This window comes from Pedobacter sp. (assembly GCF_040513095.1).
Taxonomy (GTDB): Bacteria; Bacteroidota; Bacteroidia; order Sphingobacteriales; family Sphingobacteriaceae; genus Pedobacter.
The window spans coordinates 1-20,805 of sequence record NZ_JBEVDX010000060.1 but is presented as its reverse complement, the minus strand read 5'-3'; the positions used below and the strand labels follow the sequence as shown (position 1 = coordinate 20,805).

Here is a 20,805-nt window from a genome sequence, read left to right as displayed (position 1 = left end):
CAGCAATCATTATGGGCCATCTTTATAACTGGATTTGTTGGTGGACTTGCCGCTATTCTGATGCCCTGTATTTTCCCTATGCTTCCCCTAACCGTGAGTTTTTTCACCAAGGGAAGCGAGAAAGGAAAAGCCTTTGGACGGGCAGCACTTTACGGCTTCTTTATTATCCTGATCTACGTGGTGCTCGGTTTGATGGTTACTGTACTTTTTGGTGCAGACGCGCTGAATAGCTTATCCACCAACGGCATCTTCAACTTCTTTTTCTTCCTGATGCTGGTTGCTTTCGCCACTTCTTTCCTGGGTGCTTTCGAAATTACACTTCCCTCCTCATGGGTGAATAAAATGGATGCAAATTCGGATAAAGGCGGAATAGCAGGACTGTTCTTTATGGCCGGAACACTGGCGCTGGTTTCATTCTCATGCACGGGACCCATAATCGGAACCCTATTGGTACAGGCTGCCACCAGCGGTGCCCTGCTTGGCCCTGCGACAGGAATGTTCGGCTTCTCTCTTGCACTTGCTATACCATTTGTATTGTTTGCGCTTTTCCCTTCAGCCCTGAGTGCATTACCGAGATCAGGCGGATGGCTCAACAGTGTTAAGGTAGTATTGGGCTTCCTGGAACTGGCCTTTGCGTTCAAGTTTTTGAGCAATGTTGACCTTGCCTATCACTGGGAATGGTTTGACAGAGAAATCTTCCTTGTACTGTGGATTGTGATTTTCGCGCTGATGGGTCTTTATTTACTTGGCAAACTGAAATTCTCGCACGACAGTCCGCTTCCGTATCTGTCCGTACCGAGATTATTCATGGCAATCTTAGTTCTTGCTTTTACGGTATACATGATCCCGGGATTATGGGGCGCCCCCCTGAAGGCTGTCTCGGCCTTCCTGCCTCCACAGGATACACAGGATTTTGATCTTTATACACCAACACTGATCCCGGGTAATGAAAGCTCCGGCCAGGCAAAAGCTGCGGCATCTTCCGGCCCGCATAAATATGCAGACATCTTTCATGCGCCCTTAAAACTGGATGCATTCTTTGATTATGATGAAGGTATGGCTTATGCAAAGAAAGTTAACAAACCTGTCCTGATTGACTTCACCGGGCACGCCTGTGTAAACTGCAGGAAGATGGAAGCCAATGTATGGCCCGATAAAGAAGTATACAAACTGATCAGTCAGGATTACGTACTGATACAACTCTATGTAGACGACAAAACAGAACTGGCTAAGGAGGATATTATAACTACGCCAGGTGGTAAAGTACTTAGTACCATAGGTAAAAAATGGAGTGAGCTCCAGGCTTCAAAATTCCAGGCCAACTCCCAGCCCTTTTATGTATTGCTGCATTCAGGCACTGGCGAAATGCTGGCACAGCCACAGGGTGCCGACTATGATCCGCTCAATTATACCACCTTTTTAAAAACCGGATTAAAAGCCTTTCAACAATAGTAGATTAAATAGTAAAACTGTAACCCCGTTCCGATCGCCTCCCGGAATGGGGTTTATTTTTTTTATAAAAAAAATAATGTCAATCCAAATCATTAAATGCTTTTAGCACCGGAGGCATACTGTTACCCATAAAAACCTGCCTGTTTTTTGGTAATTATTTATTTATTATTGTAATAACTTATGCCCACCTAAACCAAATATGTTGTCAAATGGCCTCATTATCAAGGTTAAGCGATTCGGAATTACTGCTATCAATAAAAAGTGGAGACAAAGCCGCTTACGGTGAAATTTATGAACGTTACTGGAGAAAACTATACAATGAAACCTACAAGCGATTAAAAGATACTAAGCGCGTGGAGGAATTGGTTCAGGATATTTTTATTGACCTCTGGGTTTCGCGCGAGCGCAAGGTAATAGCGCACCTGGAGAACTATCTCCTGATAGCAGTTCGCTATGCGGTATACACTGATTTCAGAAGAACCAAATCGCTTCCCAATTTTGAAGAACCTCTTGAACATATTGCCCTGTCAGACCTGCAGGCGGACTCATTACTGAATATAAAGGACATAAAGGGCTGTATTGCGATATGGTTGTCTATGCAGCCAGAAAAGCGTGCTGAGATCTTTAGGCTGAGATATCTTGAAGATTTTAGTACCAGGGAAATCAGTTTAGTACTGGGCATCTCACAAAAGACTGTGCAAAATCAACTGATCACCGCTTTTCAAAGCCTGCGGATTTTCCTGAAAAAACTGATGGCTTTGCTGGCCCTGATATAGCTAAAAGTGTTCTATTTTTTGAAAAGATAATTTGCTACAATGGCTACCAGCCCCAAAACGTTGGCTGTTGTGGTGGTCAGCAGGGTAATAATCACACTGTCAGAGTAAACAAGAACACCCTTACCAACTGAGATGAAAATTCCAAGCACCAGAAACAACCAGATAATTGTCACTGTGAAAAGTACAGTCGCATAGTCCTTTCTTTCATTTTTATCCTGCTCCATGATATCATTCTGAAGCCGCTGTGCCCTGATGTCCTCTGCCCTCATTTCGTCCACCGCCCTCACTTCTACTTCCCGGGATGAATTATTGGTATCAACAAGAATTGTATCTTCGATACTCATTATTCTTTTATAAAGTTTTCAAAATAATTTTTGATGTCTTCATCAGAGATATAGACAGACCTGGGCTGCGCGTGAAATGCTTTATCCCATGGGGAATTCAGGTTATGTGACCATTTGGACAATGTCAGGCCATCCAGGTTTTTAGCGTTGTCCCAGGCTTCCCTGATAATGGCCAGGTCTTCGTCGTTTACACTGATTGCTGAAGAATTGACCAGGGTTCTGCCCGCCATCAGTACAGGAACATTTTTTGGCTGGGGTATGGTATCTCCCCGATATTCCTTAAACTCGTGGTATACACTTTCGATAACCGGACCGTAATCCCATGCCTCGAAACGTTCATCTATAAGTTTCTGACCTTTACGTTTATACGCAATTCCATTCGCCAGATAAAGCATTTTCTGCAGCTTCATTGGTGTAACAGGAATTTCTTCCGACAAAGAAAGTTTGATCAGTTCGTTTGCGATTGTTATAGCTGGATATGACATTTGCTTCTTTTATAAGATCAGTTTCACACAAAAATACTAATTTATTTAGTTAATTAAAAACAAAAAACATACCGGAATTTTCGGGCTTTAAATATGCAGGACATGACGCGCTGCTCTACTTTTTCGTGATGAGCTCCTCTTCAATCCGCAGACTTTCCCTATGGAGCGCATTCAGAAAGGTTGTAATAAATTCTTCCGACAGTCCTTCTTTCCTGCCTGCGGCAATAGCCCTGTCAAGCACCTGCTGAAAGCGCGAGGCCTGCAGGGCAGGTATATTTTTACTGGCCTTGTAAACACCAATTTCTTTAACTATTCTTTCTCGTTCACCCAGAATTTTAATCAGCGACTGATCCAATGAATCAATCTTTTTACGATGCATATCCAGGATCATATCTTTTGCTTCTTCTTTTTTCACAGGGATAGATTGCGCATAAGTATTTAAACAACAAATAATTACAGGAGCAATAATATAAATAAATTTTTTCATTTATTTTTGAGTTGAACAAAAATTAAACACTTCTTATACGAAAATTACACATAATTATTGCCATAAGAAGAGTACCTTTAAATTTTATAATATGGAATTTATTGAATTATGTAAGCCTTTTGAATCGCTTACACCCAGGGAGCTATATGCTATACTGAAGTTGAGAAGTGAGATTTTTGTAGTAGAGCAAAACTGCATATTTCTTGATATGGATGATAAGGATCAGGGATCGCAGCACCTGATGTTATACCACAACAAGGACCTGATGGCCTATGCCAGAATTGTCCCGGCCGGACTTACCTTTGAACAGCCTTCCATTGGCAGGGTGGTAAGCAGTAAAGCTGCCAGGGGAAAAGGTTTTGGCAAACAGCTGTTAAAGCTGGCCATTGAAAACTGTATCCGCCTTTATGGAAATAAGGCCATAAAAATTGGTGCCCAGGTATACCTGACCAGCTTCTATGAGTCTTTCGGTTTTGTAAGTGAAAATGATTTTTATGACGAGGATGGCATTGATCATGTACATATGATCAGGGCAGCCCATTAATTTAACAGGTTATGCTACAAAGTAATATATTTCAGATCTCTGCAGACATTGACTGGCAGGATCTGGGCGCGGGAATTCAGCGACAGGTATTCGGTTTTGACGACCGGATCATGATGGTGAAAGTTAAATTCGAAAAAGGTGCCATAGGTGTTTTGCATCAGCACCACCATACGCAGATCAGTTACGTGGAGAGCGGAGTGTTTGAAGCCACTATCGCCGGTGAAGATAAGTTATTGCAGCAGGGCGATGGTTTCTACGTGCCGCCTAATGCCATACATGGAGTAGTTTGCAGGGAAGCAGGAATTTTAGTGGATGTATTTAGTCCGCACCGTGAAGATTTCCTATAAAATTATCAATATTAAGCATTAAAGTTACAAAAGGGGTCATTAAATCGATTTTTTTAATACGATTACTGGTTATATTTACGATTATCTGTCAGCTTACCGACGAAATCACAAAATAACTTAACCAGAAACGTCTAAAAATGAAATTAACGCTCACATTTCTGATGGGATTGCTAATTATGAGCAATCTTTCCATCGCACAAAGTAAATCTCAGGGAAATTCCCCTGCGACATCTGTTTCTTCCGCCACCCAGGGATTAAAAAAATACGAGGGTTACTTTAATTTTTATTATGATGAAAAAAGTTCACGGATCCTGCTGGAAGTGGACAAACTTGACAAGGAGTTCCTTTATGTAAATACGCTGCCTGCAGGAGGCGGCGGTGCTGGTGACAGGGGAAATATCGGCGGATACAGGATTGCAAAATTCATCCGCATGGAAAATAAGGTCATGCTTACCCTGCCTAATTATGATTACCGTGCGCTCAGTAAAAATCCATATGAAACCAAACTCGTAGAAGAGTCTTTCCCTCAGTCAATCATCTGGGGATTTGTGCCTTTAGCCATCGAGGGCGATAAAGTCCTGATAGATATTACGCCTTTTCTGATGCGTGACAGCCACAAGGTAGCAGACAGGATCGGTAAAAACCCCGCTTCATTCTTTCCTGGTGCCGGCAGAAGTCCGGCAGCCGCAGGAGGCGCTTACCGTATAGATGAGTCGAGATCATCATTGTATATGCCGAACACGAAAAACTTTCCGAAAAATACTGAGTTCGAAGCCCTGCTCACTTTCAGCGGCAACGGCGCAGCGGAAAGAAGTTATTTCAGCGGAGGACCAGGCGCGGCACAAATGGCACCAGATCCTTCATCTGTCAGCATCAGGACACATCAGTCCTTCATTGAACTGCCCGACAACAAATACAAACCAAGGGTATATGATCCCAGGTCTGGCTTTAACTCTATGGATTATTTTGATTTTGCAACACCGCTTGACCAGCCACTGGTAAAGAAATTTGTGAGACGCTGGCGACTGGAAAAGAAAAACCCGGATCAGGCATTAAGCGAGGTAGTAAAACCTATAGTGTATTACGTAGACCGCGGTGCACCTGATGATATCAAAAAAGCATTGATAGAAGGCGGATCATGGTGGAACCAGGCTTTCGAAGCAGCGGGTTTCAAAAATGCATTCCAGGTGAAAGAAATGCCCGAAGGTGCAGACCCCATGGATATTCGTTACAGTGTAGTAAACTGGGTACACCGCCCTACAAGGGGATATTCGAATGGGGTCGGGATTTTTGACCCGCGTACCGGTGAGATCATCAAAGGTGAGGTTTCGCTGGGATCCATGCGTGACCGTCAGGACTTTCTGATCTTTCAGGGGCTGACTCAAATTTATGGTAATGATAAAAATGCGCCTCAGCTGGCCGTAGATATGGCTTTGGCACGAATCAGGCAGCTATCGGCACATGAGATCGCCCATACACTTGGTTTTTATCACAATCATCTTGCCAGTGTCAACGACAGGGCTTCTGTAACTGACTATCCCTTTCCAAAGGTAACCCTGAAGGCTGATGGAACAGTAGACATCTCGGATGCCTATGCAAAAAATATCGGCAGCTGGGACAAGCGTGCTGTACTATGGGCCTATGCCCAGTTCCCCGAAGGCACTGATGAAAAAGCTGGTCTGGAAAAGATTATGCAGGAATCCCTTAGAGAAAACCAGGTCTTTATGTTTGATCTTACAGTGCACCCACAAACGGCACAATGGGATAATGGCGATGATCCTTCCGCAGAACTCAGCCGTTTAATGGCAGTACGTAAGAAAGTCCTGGCAGATTTCTCAGAAAAGGCTATTCCCCTTGGTGCGCCCATGGCTACAATGGAGGAAGTTCTTGTGCCTGTCTATCTGTTGCACCGCTATCAGATCGATGCTACAGCTCATATCCTGGGAGGCCTCGATTTCAGATACGCGCTTCGCGGGGATGGACAAACCCCTACCCGGCTGATTGACCCGAAAGTGCAGTGGAAAGCATTTGATGCACTCATGAGTACCATCAGTCCTGAAGCGCTGGCACTGCCGGAGAAACTCATCCGCCAGCTCGCTCCATATCCTGAAGGTTATTCCCGTACCAAAGAAAACTTCCAGGGTTATACAGGAGTTACATTTGATCCGATCGGGGCCGCTGAATCGATAGCGGGTGTTACTTTATCTTACCTTCTGGATCCGGAACGTGCTGCCAGACTGGTGGAATACCACTCACGGGATGCCGCACAGCCAGGATTGATTTCCGTTATTGATAAACTGACTGAACAAACATGGAAAGCCCCTGCTGGAACAGGTTACAGGGGCCAGCTGCAGAAAATGGTAAAAATGACCATGCTCAAAAAATTGCTGACACTTGCTGCTAATACAGAAGCGCCGGATCATGTGAGGGCACAGGCGCTTGCAGAGGTGAATTCGCTGAAAAAATGGCTGCTTGCCGCAGAAGCGGGCAGCAACGATCTGGAACTGAAAGGAGACTTCCTTTTTGGCCTGCAGCAGATTTCACAATTTGAAAGCAATCCCGACAAGTTTCAGCCTTCCCCGGTAGAATCAATGCCGGCAGGCGCACCAATCTGATCATTGGTACTGCTGCTTACAAGAGGCGCCCCTGGGTGCCTTTTGTATCCAGTATCGTCAGCTGACTTAGTTTACGCATTCTGTATCCGTTCATTGCCGTATCACCCAGCTGTGCTATGAGTTTATAATTGGCAATCGCCCCAACCGCTGCACCTATAAAAGGCAGCAGCTGCGCCATTTTTGAAAGATCAATATAATCACGGTATTCCTGCTGAAATTTCCTCCAGTTAAACTCTTCTACATGCTCGGGCAGTGACTGGCTAAATCCCTGCCATCCTGAAACCAGCTGGTAAACATCATTCCGGTGATGCTGACTTGAAAATGCAAGCTGAAAAAGATAGAGCAGGTAAAGCCTTTCCCGGTAATCTTTTACGTCATATCCATAAAGTGAAGCAATGTCAAAAAGTAATTTAAGCTTGATGCTCAGCAACAGAGGGAAATCTGCAAGTCCAAGTAAAATACCGCCGGCACCTGTAACAGCTCCTTCAATACTTGCCGTTTTTTGATAAAAGGCAATCTGTTTCTTCACAAGGGTTTCGCGGAATTGTAACGGGGCGGTGGCGTCAGGAGAATTGGCTGTGGTATATTTTGCACCAAATAAAACCGCCTTAATCATATTCTCTATGGTAGAGGTAATAACCTCATGAGCCTTTTCAGGTATGACAGTATTGATTTTATCCTGCACACGTTTAGAAAGCCTATCGGTGAATGATGGTTTTTTCAGCATTTTTAATTGCCAAAACTGCAACTGCATATAGGCCTGATCTTCGTATGGAGTCATGACCTGAAATGAGCAAAAACCAGGCCTCTATTTGGAGATTTCTTCTCATTGAATTTAAAACTGGTTTCTGTTGCGCTCCATCAGTGAGCCTTTATAGCACTTTCGGCTCAGTTTCGGCCTCAGAGCACAATAGCAGGGTTATAAATACGCGGGGACTACACGTTCTACACATAAATAGCGCAGTCGTGGCGCATTTTAAGCGTTGTCATAGCGCTCTGGTGTACATGCTGACTGGGAGGTGGCAATAAACTCCCCTATCTTTCCTGCTATGGGTTTAAGTATATTGTATTCTGTTTTCCAGATTACTGCCTCATCCCCGCCTGTTACAGGCCTGATCGAACCAAGGAAACTTCCCTGACAAAAGACCCTGTAATCCTGTCCCTCGTTTGGCGGAAAGATCAGTAATTTCCGGGCTTTACCTTTGTATTGATCTTCGTAGATATATTGCATTTTCGGAATAGTTTTTTAGCGTACACTGCCGCCTGCGGTACCGGGGCAAGATAATATTTTCTGGCAGAAGATTGCCACATGTTTATTAATGAATGTTACCAGTAGGAATTTTATTATCTTTCAGATATGAAAATCCTTATTCTCCTGTCTGGTGTTCTGTTTAGTCTCTGCTCTTACGCTCAAACTGATTCGTTGTATTTATTAAAGCCCTCACAGGTATTTGACGGTGAATCCATGCATAGGGACTGGGTCATACTGGTAGAGGGAAATAAGATTACAGCTGCTGGTGAAATGTCATTTAAACTCCCGCAAGGCACAAAAATAATAGATATGCCTGGCATGACTTTATTACCTGGTTTAATAGAAGGTCACTCCCATCTTTTTCTGCACCCATACAATGAAGTAAGCTGGGATGATCAGGTTCTGAAAGAAAGCAGGGCTGAAAGGACTGCAAGAGCTGTAATGCATGCACAGGTTACACTGATGGCCGGTTTTACAACCGTAAGAGATCTTGGAACAGAAGGCTCACAATATGATGATGCTGGTTTAAAACAGGCAGTTATCAAGGGAATTATCAAAGGCCCAAGGATGATCATTGCTACCAGGGCAATTGTGGCCAGAGGAAGCTATGGTCCCAACTATAAAAATGCGGATCTTGATTTGCCCCAGGGCGCAGCTGAAGTAGCCGGACTTCAGGAAATGAGCGCTGAGGTTTACCGTCAGATCAGCAGAGGTGCGGACGTGATCAAGCTGTACGCTGATTATCGCTGGGGTATGGATGGTGCAGCTGCTCCTACCTTCAGTATTGAAGAAATGGCCCTGGCCAGTTCTATCGCCAATAGCAGCGGGCGTTTAACCGTTGCCCATGCATCTACTAAAGAAGGTATGCGCAGGGCGATTATGGGCGGCATCTCGACCATAGAACATGGCGAAGGTGGAGATGATGAGATCTTTAAACTGATGAAAGCAAAGAACGTCGCATTTTGCCCCACCCTTTCTGCCGGGGATGCAATACTTCAATATAAAGGCTGGAAAAAAGGTACAGATCCGGAACCAGCCCGTATCATTGCCAAAAGAAAAAGTTTCAAGTCGGCCCTGAGCAATGGCGTCACCATTTTAATGGGCGGTGATGTGGGTGTTTTTTCTCACGGCACAAATGCCCGTGAAATGGAGCTGATGGTTGATTACGGAATGAAACCTTTGGACGTTTTGCGCTCTGCCACATCTGTAAACGCAAGGGTATTTGGATATGGCAACCAGATTGGGACGTTACGAAAAGGAATGCTGGCGGATATCATTGCGGTGGACGGCGACCCTTCGGCTGATATACACGCAGTAACAAGGGTTAAATTCGTCATGAAAGACGGCCAGGTGGCGAAATGGAAATGATCTATTATTAGAATCTGATGATTTTTCTTCCTGACAAAGTGTTTTCATTTCCATTTTAGTGGCGTACCTTTACCTAAACAAAAACGAAAGATATGAGTACTGAAAAAGCCATTTTAGCCGGCGGTTGCTTTTGGGGCGTGGAAGAGTTGTTCCGTCATTATCCAGGTGTATTATCAACAGTAGTTGGCTATACCGGTGGTGACGTTCCAAACGCAACATACCGCAATCACGGAACGCATGCCGAAGCTATTGAAATTACATTTGACCCTGAAATATTATCATATCGTGGACTTCTGGAATATTTCTTTCAGATCCATGACCCTACAACAAAAAACAGACAGGGCAACGATATAGGTACTTCCTACCGTTCTGCCATTTTCTATATGAATGAAACCCAGCAAGAGACTGCAAATACATTAATTGCAGATATGGAAGCTTCTGGCAAGTGGCCTGGAACAATTGTTACGGAAGTCGTTCCGGTAACTGATTTCTGGAATGCTGAGCAGGAACACCAGGATTACCTGCAGAAAAATCCTTATGGATATACCTGCCATTTCGAAAGACCTGAATGGTCATTGAATTAAATATCAGCCCTTGCAAAATTGCAGGGGCTTTTTTTTATATAACCAAAGCCCCTCTGAATCCCCGTGCAGCGTAATAAGATTGTGCGCCGTTATGGTATACAAACACCTGACCGTAGCGAAATTCAGAGAAAAGGCCTCCCCCAAGTTTCCTGATCGCTGCAGGTGCTTTTATCCAGCTTGAGGTTTTTGTATCAAACTTTCCATGTTGTTGCAGCTTTCTGTATTGTTCTTCTGACAAAAGCTCTACTCCCATTGCTTCGGCCAGATCTACAGCGGTATTTTCTGGTCTGTTTTCTTTTCTTGACTCCAGTCCTGCACGGTCATAACACAAACTTCTCCGGCCAGCGGGACTTTCTGCTGAACAATCATAAAAAACGAATTCACCTGTGTTTTCCTCATGACTAACTACATCCGGTTCTCCGCCCGTTCTCTCCATCTCATGGAGTGACCACAGCTTTGCCGGATTGGCTCGCAGTCTGGCCTGCACTGTATCCCATACTATGCCTTCGTGACGCTGCATGTTATTTTGAAAGCGCAGTTGCAATGTCGCTAACAGTTCTTCAGTTTCCAGCGCTGCTAATTCTTTTTTACCCATAGCTCAGTATCTTATTTGGTTAATGATAAAATTAAGAAATAGAATTCAAAAGTTTGAGCCGCAGTATGTATTTACAGCAGGTTTTTTCCGTCAATTAAATTTACAGTTTTACCCATTTTCTTTTGTATGACCTCAAAATGATGCAGTTCATTCTGACTAACCAATGATATGGCTGCTCCTGCACTACCGGCACGGCCTGTTCTGCCAATACGGTGGATATAGTCTTTTGGAGAGCGTGGCAATTCGTAATTGATCACAAAAGGAAGATCAATAATATCAATCCCCCTCGCCATTAAATCTGTTGCTACCAATATCCGGAGGCTTCCTGATTTAAAGTGATGCAGGGTGTCGGTCCTCGCCCCCTGGCTTTTTTTGCTGTGAATAGCACTGGCATTAAAACTGTTTTTACGAAGTTTATTGACAACAGCATCCGCTGTAGCAACTGAAGAGGCAAATACCAGGACTTGCTTCATTTCGTGATGTTTAATCAGCTGACGTAAAAAGGGTCCTTTTTCTGCATCAGAAACTATGTAAGCGACCTGATTGATCAAGTCGAGGTCTGTCTTCTCTTCTTCTACCTCGATAATTACCGGATCCTGAAGCAGGATCTGTTCAATGTTTTTGAGATCATTGCTCAGGGTGGCAGAAAAAAGAATATTCTGACGCTCCTGAGGTAAAAAGGAAATCACCTTGTCCAGTTCTTCCTTAAATCCCAGGTTCAAAAGTTTGTCAGCTTCATCCAGCACTAATGTTTTAATCGCAGAAAGATCAACTGCATTGGAGTCCACCAATTCCAAAAGCCTGCCTGGTGTGGCAACGAGTATATTTACACCCTGTAGAGCCATCATCTGTGGATTGATTGAAACGCCTCCATATACAGCCAGCGTCTTAAATCTTTCCGGCAGTGCCCGTGCGAAAACCTGAAATACATTTTTCACCTGCTCAGCCAGTTCCCGGGTTGGCACCAATACCAGAACGTCTGCATGGCGGTTGTTAATTGTTTGCTCCTGCTGCAGGTTCATCAGAACAGGCAAAACGTAACTGGCAGTTTTACCTGTACCGGTTTTAGCTATGCCCAAAACGTCCTTTTTATTTAAAATCGCAGGTATAGCGCTGATTTGTATGGCTGTGGGAGTGGTAAAATGCTGCTCTTCCAATGCTTTTAATAATGCATCGGACAAACCTAAGGACGTAAAAGGCATAATATGTTTTTTGTAAAAATAAGAAAAAACCCCTGCAAACATGATGTTTGCAGGGGTTTAAACGTTTTGATTTTGTATCTGGTGATCCCGCTGGGATTCGAACCCAGGACCACTACATTAAAAGTGTAATGCTCTACCAGCTGAGCTACGGAATCAATACCCTTTTTGAAGGACTGCAAAGGTAGAAATTAAAATTTTAGATGCAAATCATTAGACAAATAAAATGCATTGAATCCCTCAACAGGCTGTTTTTCAACAGAATTATTTTATTTGGAAGGTTTACTGCTCATATAAAAAGTAAGCTTCCCACCATTGGTGATATCAGAATGTTTAATTGTCTGATTGGTTACCGGTGTACCGTTTAATAATATCTTTTCCACATAGACATTTTTAGCACTCTGGTTAATCGCATCCACGGTAAACGTTTTCCCATTCTCCAATGTGATAACTGCAGCTTTCACTGCAGGACTCCCCAGCGAATACTCATCAGAGCCGGGCGCTACAGGATAAAACCCCAGTGAGGAGAATATGTACCAGGCACTCATCTGCCCGCAATCATCATTGCCACCAAGGCCGTCAGGCGCGTTCTTATACTGCATTTTGAGGATCATCCTTACACGGGATTGGGTTTTTGAAGGCTGCCCTGCCCAGTTGTAAAGATAAGCAACGTGATGAGCGGGTTCATTCCCATGTACATATCCGCCAATGATGCCTTCACGTGTGATATCTTCAGTTTCCGCAAAAAACTCATCAGGCAGGTGCATGGTAAATAAGGTATCCAGGCGACTTGCAAATTTCTTTTTACCGCCCATATGCTCAATCAGTGAAGCCGGATCCTGAGGTACAAAAAAACTGTAATTCCAGGAGTTACCTTCAATAAAACCCTGATCATGTGTACTCATGATATCAAATTTTTTCTGAAAAGTACCATCAGCCATCTTCGCACGCATAAAGCCTGTTGACGGATCAAAGTTGTTCCGCCAGTTACCGGAACGTTTCATATATTCCTGATAAATATCCTGTTTGTTTAATTTTTTCGCTAACTGAGCAATACACCAGTCATCATAAGCGTATTCCAAAGTATTTGAAATTGATGTTCCGCTTTTTTCTGCCGGGATAAAGCCTTTATCGATATAATAACCAATCCCATCATAATCCCTGTGGTTGGATGTTACAATACAGGCCTGGAGTGCTGCCTCGGCATCGCCGTTGTACACACCTTTAATGATTGCGTCCGTTACCACAGAAACGCTGTGATAACCACTCATACACCAGTTGTCATTTGCTGAATTAGACCATACAGGCAACATCTTCAGTGTACTCTGGTCATAATGGGCCATCATGGATTTCACCATATCATTATTCCGCGATGGCTGTATGATATTAAAAAAAGGATGCAGGGCCCTGTAGGTATCCCATAATGAAAAAGTGGTATAATTTGTAAAACCTTTAGCAGTATGCACGCCCTGGTCCAGTCCCTTATACTCACCGTTCACATCATTATACATTGTTGGGTTAATAAACGCATGGTACATGGCGGTATAAAAATTCACCTTATCATCTTCAGCAGTATTCACCTTGATTTTATTCAATTCCCTGTTCCACTCTCCTCTGGCCTGTTTCCTCACCTGATCAAAATCCCATCCCGGAATTTCTGCCCGCATATTTTCCAGTGCATTCTCCTGGCTCACCGGTGAAATTGCAAACTTGATCTTTACTTTCTCCTGTTCCGCAGTAGCAAAATTGAAATACATCCTCAACTGTTTTCCCGCGAGCTCAGGGAAATTTTTTGTTTGATCAAACTTACCCCAGAAACCGCGATAAACCTGTTTGCGGTCAAAATTCTTTGCACCGTAAGATTTAAAAGGCCTGGAGAACGACATGGCGAAATATACTGTCCTGGTCCTTGCCCAGCCATTTGTCTGGCGGTAGCCGGTGATCAGGCTGTCATTTACTACACGCACATACGTCCACACATTTTTATCAGAATAGTTATAAATGCCCGCCATCAGGTCGAGAATGACATGCGACTCATCTGATTTTGGAAAAGTATACTGGTGCATACCCACTCTTTGAGAAGCCGTTAATTCGGCGGTGATGTGATCATCATCCAGTTTCACTTTATAATATCCCGCTTCTGCAGTTTCGTTCTGATGTGAAAATGCAGATCTGAAGCCACTTTTTGGATCAGCAGCTGTTCCGGGATTCAGCTGCAGTGTGCCCTGGGTTGGCATCAGCAGGAAATCACCCAGGTCAGAATGCCCGGTACCACTCAGATGGGTATGGCTAAAACCGACAATAGTATTGTCCTCATATTTGTAACCTGCACAATACTTATATACATCACCATTATATTTACCGTTTTGCTCATATGAAAGCGTATCTGTTTCCGGACTTAGCTGCACAGAGCCAAAAGGAACAGTGGCACCCGGATAAGTATGCCCCATCTTTTGTGTGCCAATAATAGGTCTTACGTATTTCGCCAGATCCTGCTGTGCCAGCGTAACAAATGGAATAAATAGCAAACTGCAAATTAATTTTCTCTTCATTTATCCTGTGTTTTGTAAAATTGTTTTAAGCCCCTAATATATTACATTATGTTTAAACTGCGGATTTTATCATTTAGTCGTTACACAAATCATCCTTTTTACAAGTATCTGACTACTCCAAAACATAATGTTTCAAAAAATAAGTATTTTTGCACCTTATAAAATTACAATGAGTAAAAGGGGCAGAATTCTGGTAGCCATGAGTGGCGGTGTTGATAGTTCAGTTGCGGCAGTGATGTTACACGAACAGGGGTATGAAGTGATTGGTTTAACCATGAAGACCTGGGACTATGCAACTTCCGGCAGCAGCAGTAAGGAAACAGGCTGTTGTAGCCTTGACAGCATCAATGATGCCCGTACTTTAGCTGTAAACTATGGCTTTCCGCATTATATCCTGGATATCAGGGATGAATTTGGAGATTATGTAATTGATAATTTCGTAGATGAGTACCTGGCAGGCCGCACGCCTAATCCATGTGTGTTGTGCAATACCCATATCAAATGGGAAGCATTGCTTAAACGTGCCAATAAACTGGACTGCGAATTTATTGCGACAGGGCACTATGCAAATATCAGACAACATACCAATGGCAGACATGTGATCTCTAAAGGCCTGGACGAAAATAAAGATCAGTCATATGTGCTTTGGGGTGTTTCTCAGGAAAACCTGGCACGTACCCAATTTCCTCTGGGCTCTTTTGCGAAATCAGAGATCAGACAAATGGCGATGGACATGGGACAGGAAGAACTGGCAAAGAAAAGTGAAAGTTATGAGATCTGTTTTGTTCCCGAGAATGATTACCGCTCTTTCCTGAAACATAAAGTTGAAAATCTGGAAGAGCGTGTTGCGGGCGGTAACTTTATCACCAGTGACGGTATGATTGTAGGACAGCACAAGGGGTATCCGTTTTATACCATTGGCCAGCGTAAAGGATTAGGTATCGCTTTCGGTGAACCGATGTTCGTTACGCAAATACTTCCGGAAAGCAACACTGTAATGCTTGGCAGAGCAGAAGAACTGGAAAGAGGCGAGGCAATGGTACGTAATCTGAATCTGATCAAATATGACAGCATTACAGAACCAATGGACAATGTGATCACAAAAATCCGCTACAAGGATGCAGGAATGTTAAGTACTATCGTGCAGGAAAAAGATAAGATGCGTGTGGTGTTTGATCACAATGTATCCGCAATTGCACCTGGTCAGTCGGCCGTGTTCTATGAAGGAAATGACCTTCTGGGCGGAGGGTTCCTGATCTAAGGATTCAGAATAAAAGAAAAATCCGATTCCGGAATATATTTAGAAGCTTAACGCTTTTTAATATATTCCAGAATCGGATTTTTTTATTGCCCCCCTTAAGGCTGGCAATGTACTTTTTACAGGTTCTTAGTAATCTCCTGGCTCATTGGTACCACTTTCGAGCGGAAGCGGTGAACCAGCTGGCCTTTTTCGTTGATCAGAAACTTTTCAAAGTTCCAGTTGATGTCGCCGGTGAAATCAGGATTTGTGGCAGTAGTCAGATATTTGAAGATCGGATTAATGTCATTTCCTTTCACACTCACTTTTTCACTCAACAAAAAAGTAACCCCGAAATTCTTTTTGCAAAAATCCTGGATCTCTGTGTTCGTAGCCAGCTCCTGTCCGCCAAAGTTACCTGCCGGGAAGCCGATCAGGACTACATCATTGCCATATTGCTTGTGCAATTTTTCCAGGTCTTCATACTGTGGGGTATAACCGCATTTAGAAGCTGTGTTTACGATAAGAATTTTTTTACCCTTAAATTTCGATAACTTAACTTCTTTACCATCAATAGTTTTAAAGCTGAAATCGTAAATACTGGTCGGGGGTGCCGGTGGGGTAAACAATAGACTGAATAAGATAATTAATAGGTTCATGGTTTTTTAAATTATTGGTAAAACGAATATATGTACAAAAAATTTATACATATATAATAATATAGTAAACTTATTATTTAGCCGCCAATTTGATAACGAATAGAGCCTTTGGTTTTGAATGATACTCAAATTTTTTAAATGGTCAAATGACCCTTTTTCATATTTATTCTCAATAGAATTTGGATTATAGCCTTATTTATAGTTTTATTTGCAGAAAAACGTTCTGAATGGCCAAAAATTTATTAATAGTTGAATCACCGGCGAAAGCAAAAACAATAGAAGGGTATTTGGGTAAAGATTTTCTTGTTAAATCCAGCTATGGTCATATCCGTGACCTGGTTAAGGGAGATATGGGAATTGATACTGCGAATGACTTTGCCCAAACCTATGAGGTGCCTGCTGATAAAAAGCAAGTCGTAGCGGAACTTAAAAAATTAGCTAAGGAAGCCGAAATGGTATGGTTAGCGTCCGATGAGGACCGTGAGGGGGAAGCTATTTCATGGCACCTTTACGAGACACTGGGTTTAAAAGAAAACAAGACTAAACGTATAGTTTTTCATGAGATCACAAAGCCTGCAATATTAAAAGCGATTGAATCTCCGAGAACAATAGATTATAACCTGGTAAATGCACAGCAGGCAAGACGCGTGCTTGACCGCCTGGTGGGATTTGAACTTTCTCCGGTATTGTGGAAAAAGGTTAAACCTTCACTGTCCGCCGGACGTGTTCAGTCAGTAGCAGTAAGGTTAATTGTAGACAGAGAACGCGAGGTAAATAAGTTCAATGCAGCTGCGGCCTTCAAAATCACAGCCCGTTTCAGTACAGGCAAAGGTAAAGAGATCGTTAAAGCCGAATTGCCACAGCGTTTTGAAAAGGAAGATGACGCTGAGAAATTTCTTAACGACTGTATAAATGCCAGCTTCAGGATCAGCAGCCTCGAAACTAAACCTGCAAAGCGTAATCCTGCAGCTCCATTTACTACTTCTACCCTACAGCAGGAAGCATCAAGAAAACTTGGTTTCCCTGTATCAAGGACAATGCAGGTTGCACAGCGCCTGTATGAAAGTGGAAAAATCACTTACATGAGAACTGACTCTGTTAATTTATCTGAAACTGCATTGACTGCAGCTGCCAATGAAATCAATTCTGCCTATGGTCAGAAATATCATCAGCCAAGAACATATAAGACTAAATCCGCAGGGGCTCAGGAAGCGCATGAGGCCATCAGACCTACCTACTTTGATCAGCATACCGTAACAGGAGATAGTTCGGAGCAGCGCCTGTATGAGCTGATCTGGAAACGCGCAATCGCATCCCAGATGAGCGAAGCGCTTTTCGAAAAGACAACTGCCCATATTGCTGTTAGTTCCCGCTCAGAACATTTTGTAGCTGAAGGGGAAGTGATGAAGTTCGATGGTTTCCTTAAGGTATACCTGGAATCCAGTGATGATGAAGAAACAGAAGATAGTGATAATGAGAATATACTTCCGCCGCTGAGTAACGGACAGGAGCTATTGCTCAGGGTAATGAATGCCACGGAACGATTCTCACGTCCGCCGGCAAGATATACTGAGGCAAGCCTGGTGAAGAAACTTGAAGAACTGGGAATTGGACGTCCATCAACCTATGCTCCAACTATCTCAACGATCCAGAATCGTGGATATGTGGTAAAAGAAGACCGTGACGGACGTAACCGTTCTTTCGGGTCTATAGTGCTGGAGGACGGAAAAGTGACTAAGGCTACCAAAATGGAAATTACCGGTGCAGAAAAAGCCAAGCTCTTCCCTACTGATATCGGCGAAGTAGTAAACGACTTCCTGGTAGAACACTTCAAAGGTATAGTAGATTTTAACTTTACGGCTAACGTAGAGAAAGAATTTGATGAGATTGCACAGGGTTTACAGAACTGGACTAAAATGCTGCATGCCTTTTATACTCCCTTCCATAAGGAAGTTGAAGTGACTACTGAGACAGCTGACAGGGCAAATGGCGAGCGTCTTTTGGGAGTGGATCCTGCTACAGGCAGAAATGTATATGCGAAAGTCGGTAAATTCGGTCCTTTGGTACAGATTGGTCAGGTAGATGACGAAGAAAAACCCAAGTATGCCAGTTTAATGAAATCCCAGTCTGTAGGAACAGTAACCCTTGAAGATGCACTGGAGCAATTCAGATTGCCTTTTCATCTGGAGCACTTTCAGGATAAGGAAGTTTCTGTTGGCGTAGGCCGTTTCGGGCCTTATGTTAAATGGGGCGAAGCTTATATTTCAATTCCCAAGAACGAAGATCCGCTTTCGGTAGACCAGGTCCGTGCTGAAGCAATCATCAACGAAAAAATTACTGCAGATGCGCCTGTTGCACATTATGATGGCCTCCCTGTAACTAAGGGTACAGGGCGTTTCGGACCTTTTATCAAATGGAACGATTTGTTTATCAACGTGCCTAAAGCATACAATTTTGATAACCTGTCTGACAACGACATCAGGGAACTGATTGCTAAAAAAGTAGAAAAAGAATCCAACCGTTTTATACAGCAGTGGCCTGAAGAGAAAATTGCTATCGAAAACGGAAGATGGGGAGCCTTCATACGTTTTGGCAAAGACATGCTGAAACTGGGAAGAAACCCGGCTACCAATGAAAAATACACCCCGGAAGAACTGACTGTGCTTTCACTGGATGACGTGAAAAAATTAATTGTGGAGCAGGTACCGAATGCCTTTGAGCCCAAAGCAAAAAAGAAAGCTGCGAATGGTACCAAAGTTGCGGGAACTAAAGCTGCAGCTAAAAAGGCGCCTGCCAAAAAGAAAGCGGTTGCCAAAAAGAAATAAATTATGAAAAAGGATCTGCCTGAAAATATTGTTGAAGACATGGCCATGGCAGTGGTCCTGATGAGTGAAACACCTGAAGTTAAAAACTGGACCGTCTACCTTGTCAACCTGAAGGATATACAAATTGATAATGTATTGATCAGTTCAAAGGGATATGGTGAAAAAGATGGCAGAATGGTTAAAACTTCGGTGCTGCGCCACTTTCTTGGAGATCTCCCCGCAAATTCCTTCAAAGGTGTAGAGGCCATTGACACTGAAGTATTTGGCCTGACTAACGAATACTGGTTAAGTTATTATATCAACGGAACAATCTACGATAAGAAATTTATCTTTCTGCCGGAAAGTATTGTAGATGAAAACCTGATCAGGATCCCTCTCGTCAATAAACCCGGGGTGATGATCAAATAAATTTATAACGGGGTTTGGGTATGGAGGAGTTTTCTTTCTACCCCCCCGGCAATAATCAGCCCCTGCGCAATCATATATGCAGCGCTGATCAGCATGTCTGCATGCGCAAACGGCATTACAAAATGTACCTGTGCCATCAAACCATCAGTCAGAATAAAACAAAGCACTCCTGCAAATACCAATCTGAAGCTGAGTTGATTAACACGCTGATTCCTGAAGATTGACATCATGACGAGCAATGCCCCAATAAAAATGCTGACAAGCACAGGCAGCTTCAATAAAGGCAGATGCGGCCTTAGGTATAGGTAAAATGAGGTAAAAACAAGGGCACAAGCCGCTATACCAATTCTCGCCCCCTTCTTATCCAGCTCTTTTGCCGAAAGAAAATCCAGGTAAAATGCACTGATATAAAAAATATGACAGATCAGGAAAGCAATGAGTCCGTAAAGGAACCATGAAGGATTATAATCCATCAGCATCAGCAGTGTATCTCCGGTTAAGGCAAACACGAGACCTGAAAATAATCTTTGGTGGAAACGTCCCTTCAGCTTTGTAGATAAACAAAGAAACATGAGCAGTACCAGGGAGATGCAGGGCTTGACAGCGAAATTCAATTTTGACCAGTGCCAGTACTCAGCCGCCAGTACAAAGATGAAAACCAGTGCATAAGCCAGTTTAAATACCGGATATTTTTTCAGCATAAAAACTTAGCTATAGTACAATGTTATCATCAGAACGAAATAAGAACAAGGAATTTTTTTATGAAAGAATCCCTTGTTCTCTATGTGATGATAGAAAATTCAATCGGTAGGAAAAGCTGATTAATAGCTTCTTTCCCTGTTGTTGTTGTTGCGTTTAAAACCGCCACCGCCAGCGTTTCCGCCACCAGTACCTGGTTTTTCCTGTGCTTCAGCAACTTTGATCCGGTTACCATTGTAGTCACCACCGTTCATTCTCTTGATCGCTTCCTTAGCCTCTTCGTCTACTGGCATCTCTACGAAACCAAAACCACGACTCTGACCAGTTTCACGATCTTTGATAATTCTAAGTGATTTTACCTGACCGAAATCGCCGAA

Annotated in this window: 21 protein-coding genes and 1 tRNA gene; 10 read left to right on the top strand and 12 right to left on the bottom strand. The window is 43.2% G+C overall.

All coding sequences use genetic code 11. The features are described from left to right. Both ABWY16_RS08040 and ABWY16_RS08035 read left to right on the top strand, forming a co-directional pair. Nucleotides 1-1,452, top strand: a 1,452-nt coding sequence (locus ABWY16_RS08040) for a protein-disulfide reductase DsbD family protein (RefSeq protein ID WP_353904129.1), incomplete at its 5' end; no start/stop codon positions are given. 209 nt (nt 1,453-1,661) lie between these two features. Next, entirely contained in the window at nt 1,662-2,228 is a 567-nt protein-coding gene (locus ABWY16_RS08035; protein ID WP_353904128.1) for an RNA polymerase sigma factor, read from the top strand. A gap of 11 nt (nt 2,229-2,239) precedes the next feature. Here the strand turns inward: ABWY16_RS08035 and ABWY16_RS08030 are convergent, their stop codons facing one another. The 3 genes from ABWY16_RS08030 to ABWY16_RS08020 all read right to left on the bottom strand — a co-directional run bounded on the left by ABWY16_RS08030 (nt 2,240) and on the right by ABWY16_RS08020 (nt 3,544). Then, entirely contained in the window at nt 2,240-2,572 is a 333-nt protein-coding gene (locus ABWY16_RS08030) for a hypothetical protein (protein WP_353904127.1), read from the bottom strand. Further along, nucleotides 2,572-3,057, bottom strand: coding sequence for a Panacea domain-containing protein (locus tag ABWY16_RS08025; protein WP_353904126.1), 486 nt, complete (start codon nt 3,055-3,057; stop codon nt 2,572-2,574). Before ABWY16_RS08025 ends, ABWY16_RS08030 begins: the two co-directional genes overlap by 1 nt. Before the next feature lie 115 nt (nt 3,058-3,172). Further along, nucleotides 3,173-3,544 (bottom strand): chorismate mutase, encoded by a 372-nt coding sequence (locus ABWY16_RS08020; protein ID WP_353904125.1) that lies wholly within the window; start codon nt 3,542-3,544, stop codon nt 3,173-3,175. A 91-nt stretch (nt 3,545-3,635) separates the two neighbouring features. On the opposite strand from ABWY16_RS08020, the gene ABWY16_RS08015 reads away from it, so the two are divergent. The 3 genes from ABWY16_RS08015 to ABWY16_RS08005 all read left to right on the top strand — a co-directional run bounded on the left by ABWY16_RS08015 (nt 3,636) and on the right by ABWY16_RS08005 (nt 7,050). Then, nucleotides 3,636-4,088, top strand: coding sequence for a GNAT family N-acetyltransferase (locus tag ABWY16_RS08015; protein WP_353904124.1), 453 nt, complete (start codon nt 3,636-3,638; stop codon nt 4,086-4,088). An 11-nt stretch (nt 4,089-4,099) separates the two neighbouring features. Beyond that, complete coding sequence (locus ABWY16_RS08010) at nt 4,100-4,435, top strand: cupin domain-containing protein (RefSeq protein WP_353904123.1); 336 nt, start codon at nt 4,100-4,102, stop codon at nt 4,433-4,435. Nucleotides 4,436-4,572: 137 nt separating this feature from the next. Continuing rightward, nucleotides 4,573-7,050 (top strand): zinc-dependent metalloprotease, encoded by a 2,478-nt coding sequence (locus tag ABWY16_RS08005; protein WP_353904122.1) that lies wholly within the window; start codon nt 4,573-4,575, stop codon nt 7,048-7,050. Nucleotides 7,051-7,066: 16 nt separating this feature from the next. Here the strand turns inward: ABWY16_RS08005 and ABWY16_RS08000 are convergent, their stop codons facing one another. Both ABWY16_RS08000 and ABWY16_RS07995 read right to left on the bottom strand, forming a co-directional pair. After that, complete coding sequence (locus ABWY16_RS08000; protein ID WP_353904121.1) at nt 7,067-7,831, bottom strand: EcsC family protein; 765 nt, start codon at nt 7,829-7,831, stop codon at nt 7,067-7,069. A 195-nt stretch (nt 7,832-8,026) separates the two neighbouring features. Then, nucleotides 8,027-8,281 (bottom strand): hypothetical protein, encoded by a 255-nt coding sequence (locus ABWY16_RS07995; RefSeq protein ID WP_353904120.1) that lies wholly within the window; start codon nt 8,279-8,281, stop codon nt 8,027-8,029. A gap of 126 nt (nt 8,282-8,407) precedes the next feature. On the opposite strand from ABWY16_RS07995, the gene ABWY16_RS07990 reads away from it, so the two are divergent. Continuing rightward, entirely contained in the window at nt 8,408-9,670 is a 1,263-nt protein-coding gene (locus ABWY16_RS07990) for a metal-dependent hydrolase family protein (RefSeq protein ID WP_353904119.1), read from the top strand. Nucleotides 9,671-9,762: 92 nt separating this feature from the next. Further along, entirely contained in the window at nt 9,763-10,254 is a 492-nt protein-coding gene (msrA, locus tag ABWY16_RS07985) for a peptide-methionine (S)-S-oxide reductase MsrA (protein ID WP_353904118.1), read from the top strand. A 34-nt stretch (nt 10,255-10,288) separates the two neighbouring features. Here msrA and ABWY16_RS07980 read toward each other — a convergent pair whose 3' ends face one another. From ABWY16_RS07980 to ABWY16_RS07965, 4 genes are all read right to left on the bottom strand, one after another. Further along, the gene (locus ABWY16_RS07980; RefSeq protein ID WP_353904117.1) at nt 10,289-10,849 is read right to left on the bottom strand and encodes a DUF4256 domain-containing protein; all 561 of its coding nucleotides are present in this window, start codon (nt 10,847-10,849) and stop codon (nt 10,289-10,291) included. Nucleotides 10,850-10,920: 71 nt separating this feature from the next. Next, nucleotides 10,921-12,051, bottom strand: coding sequence for a DEAD/DEAH box helicase (locus ABWY16_RS07975; protein WP_353904116.1), 1,131 nt, complete (start codon nt 12,049-12,051; stop codon nt 10,921-10,923). Nucleotides 12,052-12,130: 79 nt separating this feature from the next. After that, nucleotides 12,131-12,206: transfer RNA gene (locus tag ABWY16_RS07970), tRNA-Lys, on the bottom strand. A gap of 111 nt (nt 12,207-12,317) precedes the next feature. Beyond that, on the bottom strand, nt 12,318-14,600 hold the full coding sequence (locus ABWY16_RS07965) for a GH92 family glycosyl hydrolase (protein ID WP_353904115.1): 2,283 nt from the start codon (nt 14,598-14,600) through the stop codon (nt 12,318-12,320). 169 nt (nt 14,601-14,769) lie between these two features. Here ABWY16_RS07965 and mnmA point away from each other — a divergent pair, with 169 nt between their 5' ends. Next, nucleotides 14,770-15,861, top strand: a complete 1,092-nt coding sequence (gene mnmA, locus ABWY16_RS07960; protein ID WP_142530326.1) for a tRNA 2-thiouridine(34) synthase MnmA — start codon at nt 14,770-14,772, stop codon at nt 15,859-15,861. A gap of 116 nt (nt 15,862-15,977) precedes the next feature. Here the strand turns inward: mnmA and ABWY16_RS07955 are convergent, their stop codons facing one another. After that, entirely contained in the window at nt 15,978-16,496 is a 519-nt protein-coding gene (locus ABWY16_RS07955) for a glutathione peroxidase (protein ID WP_353904114.1), read from the bottom strand. A gap of 227 nt (nt 16,497-16,723) precedes the next feature. Here ABWY16_RS07955 and topA point away from each other — a divergent pair, with 227 nt between their 5' ends. Next, nucleotides 16,724-19,321 carry a type I DNA topoisomerase gene (topA, locus tag ABWY16_RS07950; protein ID WP_353904113.1) on the top strand — a complete coding sequence of 866 codons (2,598 nt, stop codon included), beginning with the start codon at nt 16,724-16,726 and terminating at the stop codon, nt 19,319-19,321. A gap of 3 nt (nt 19,322-19,324) precedes the next feature. Continuing rightward, nucleotides 19,325-19,729: a hypothetical protein gene (locus ABWY16_RS07945; protein ID WP_353904112.1), complete on the top strand. Its 405-nt coding sequence runs from the start codon at nt 19,325-19,327 to the stop codon at nt 19,727-19,729. A 2-nt stretch (nt 19,730-19,731) separates the two neighbouring features. Here ABWY16_RS07945 and ABWY16_RS07940 read toward each other — a convergent pair whose 3' ends face one another. Continuing rightward, nucleotides 19,732-20,430, bottom strand: a complete 699-nt coding sequence (locus ABWY16_RS07940) for a lysoplasmalogenase (RefSeq protein WP_353904111.1) — start codon at nt 20,428-20,430, stop codon at nt 19,732-19,734. A 120-nt stretch (nt 20,431-20,550) separates the two neighbouring features. Continuing rightward, nucleotides 20,551-20,805 (bottom strand): RNA recognition motif domain-containing protein (locus ABWY16_RS07935; protein WP_353904110.1); only part of this gene is annotated, 255 nt, incomplete at its 5' end.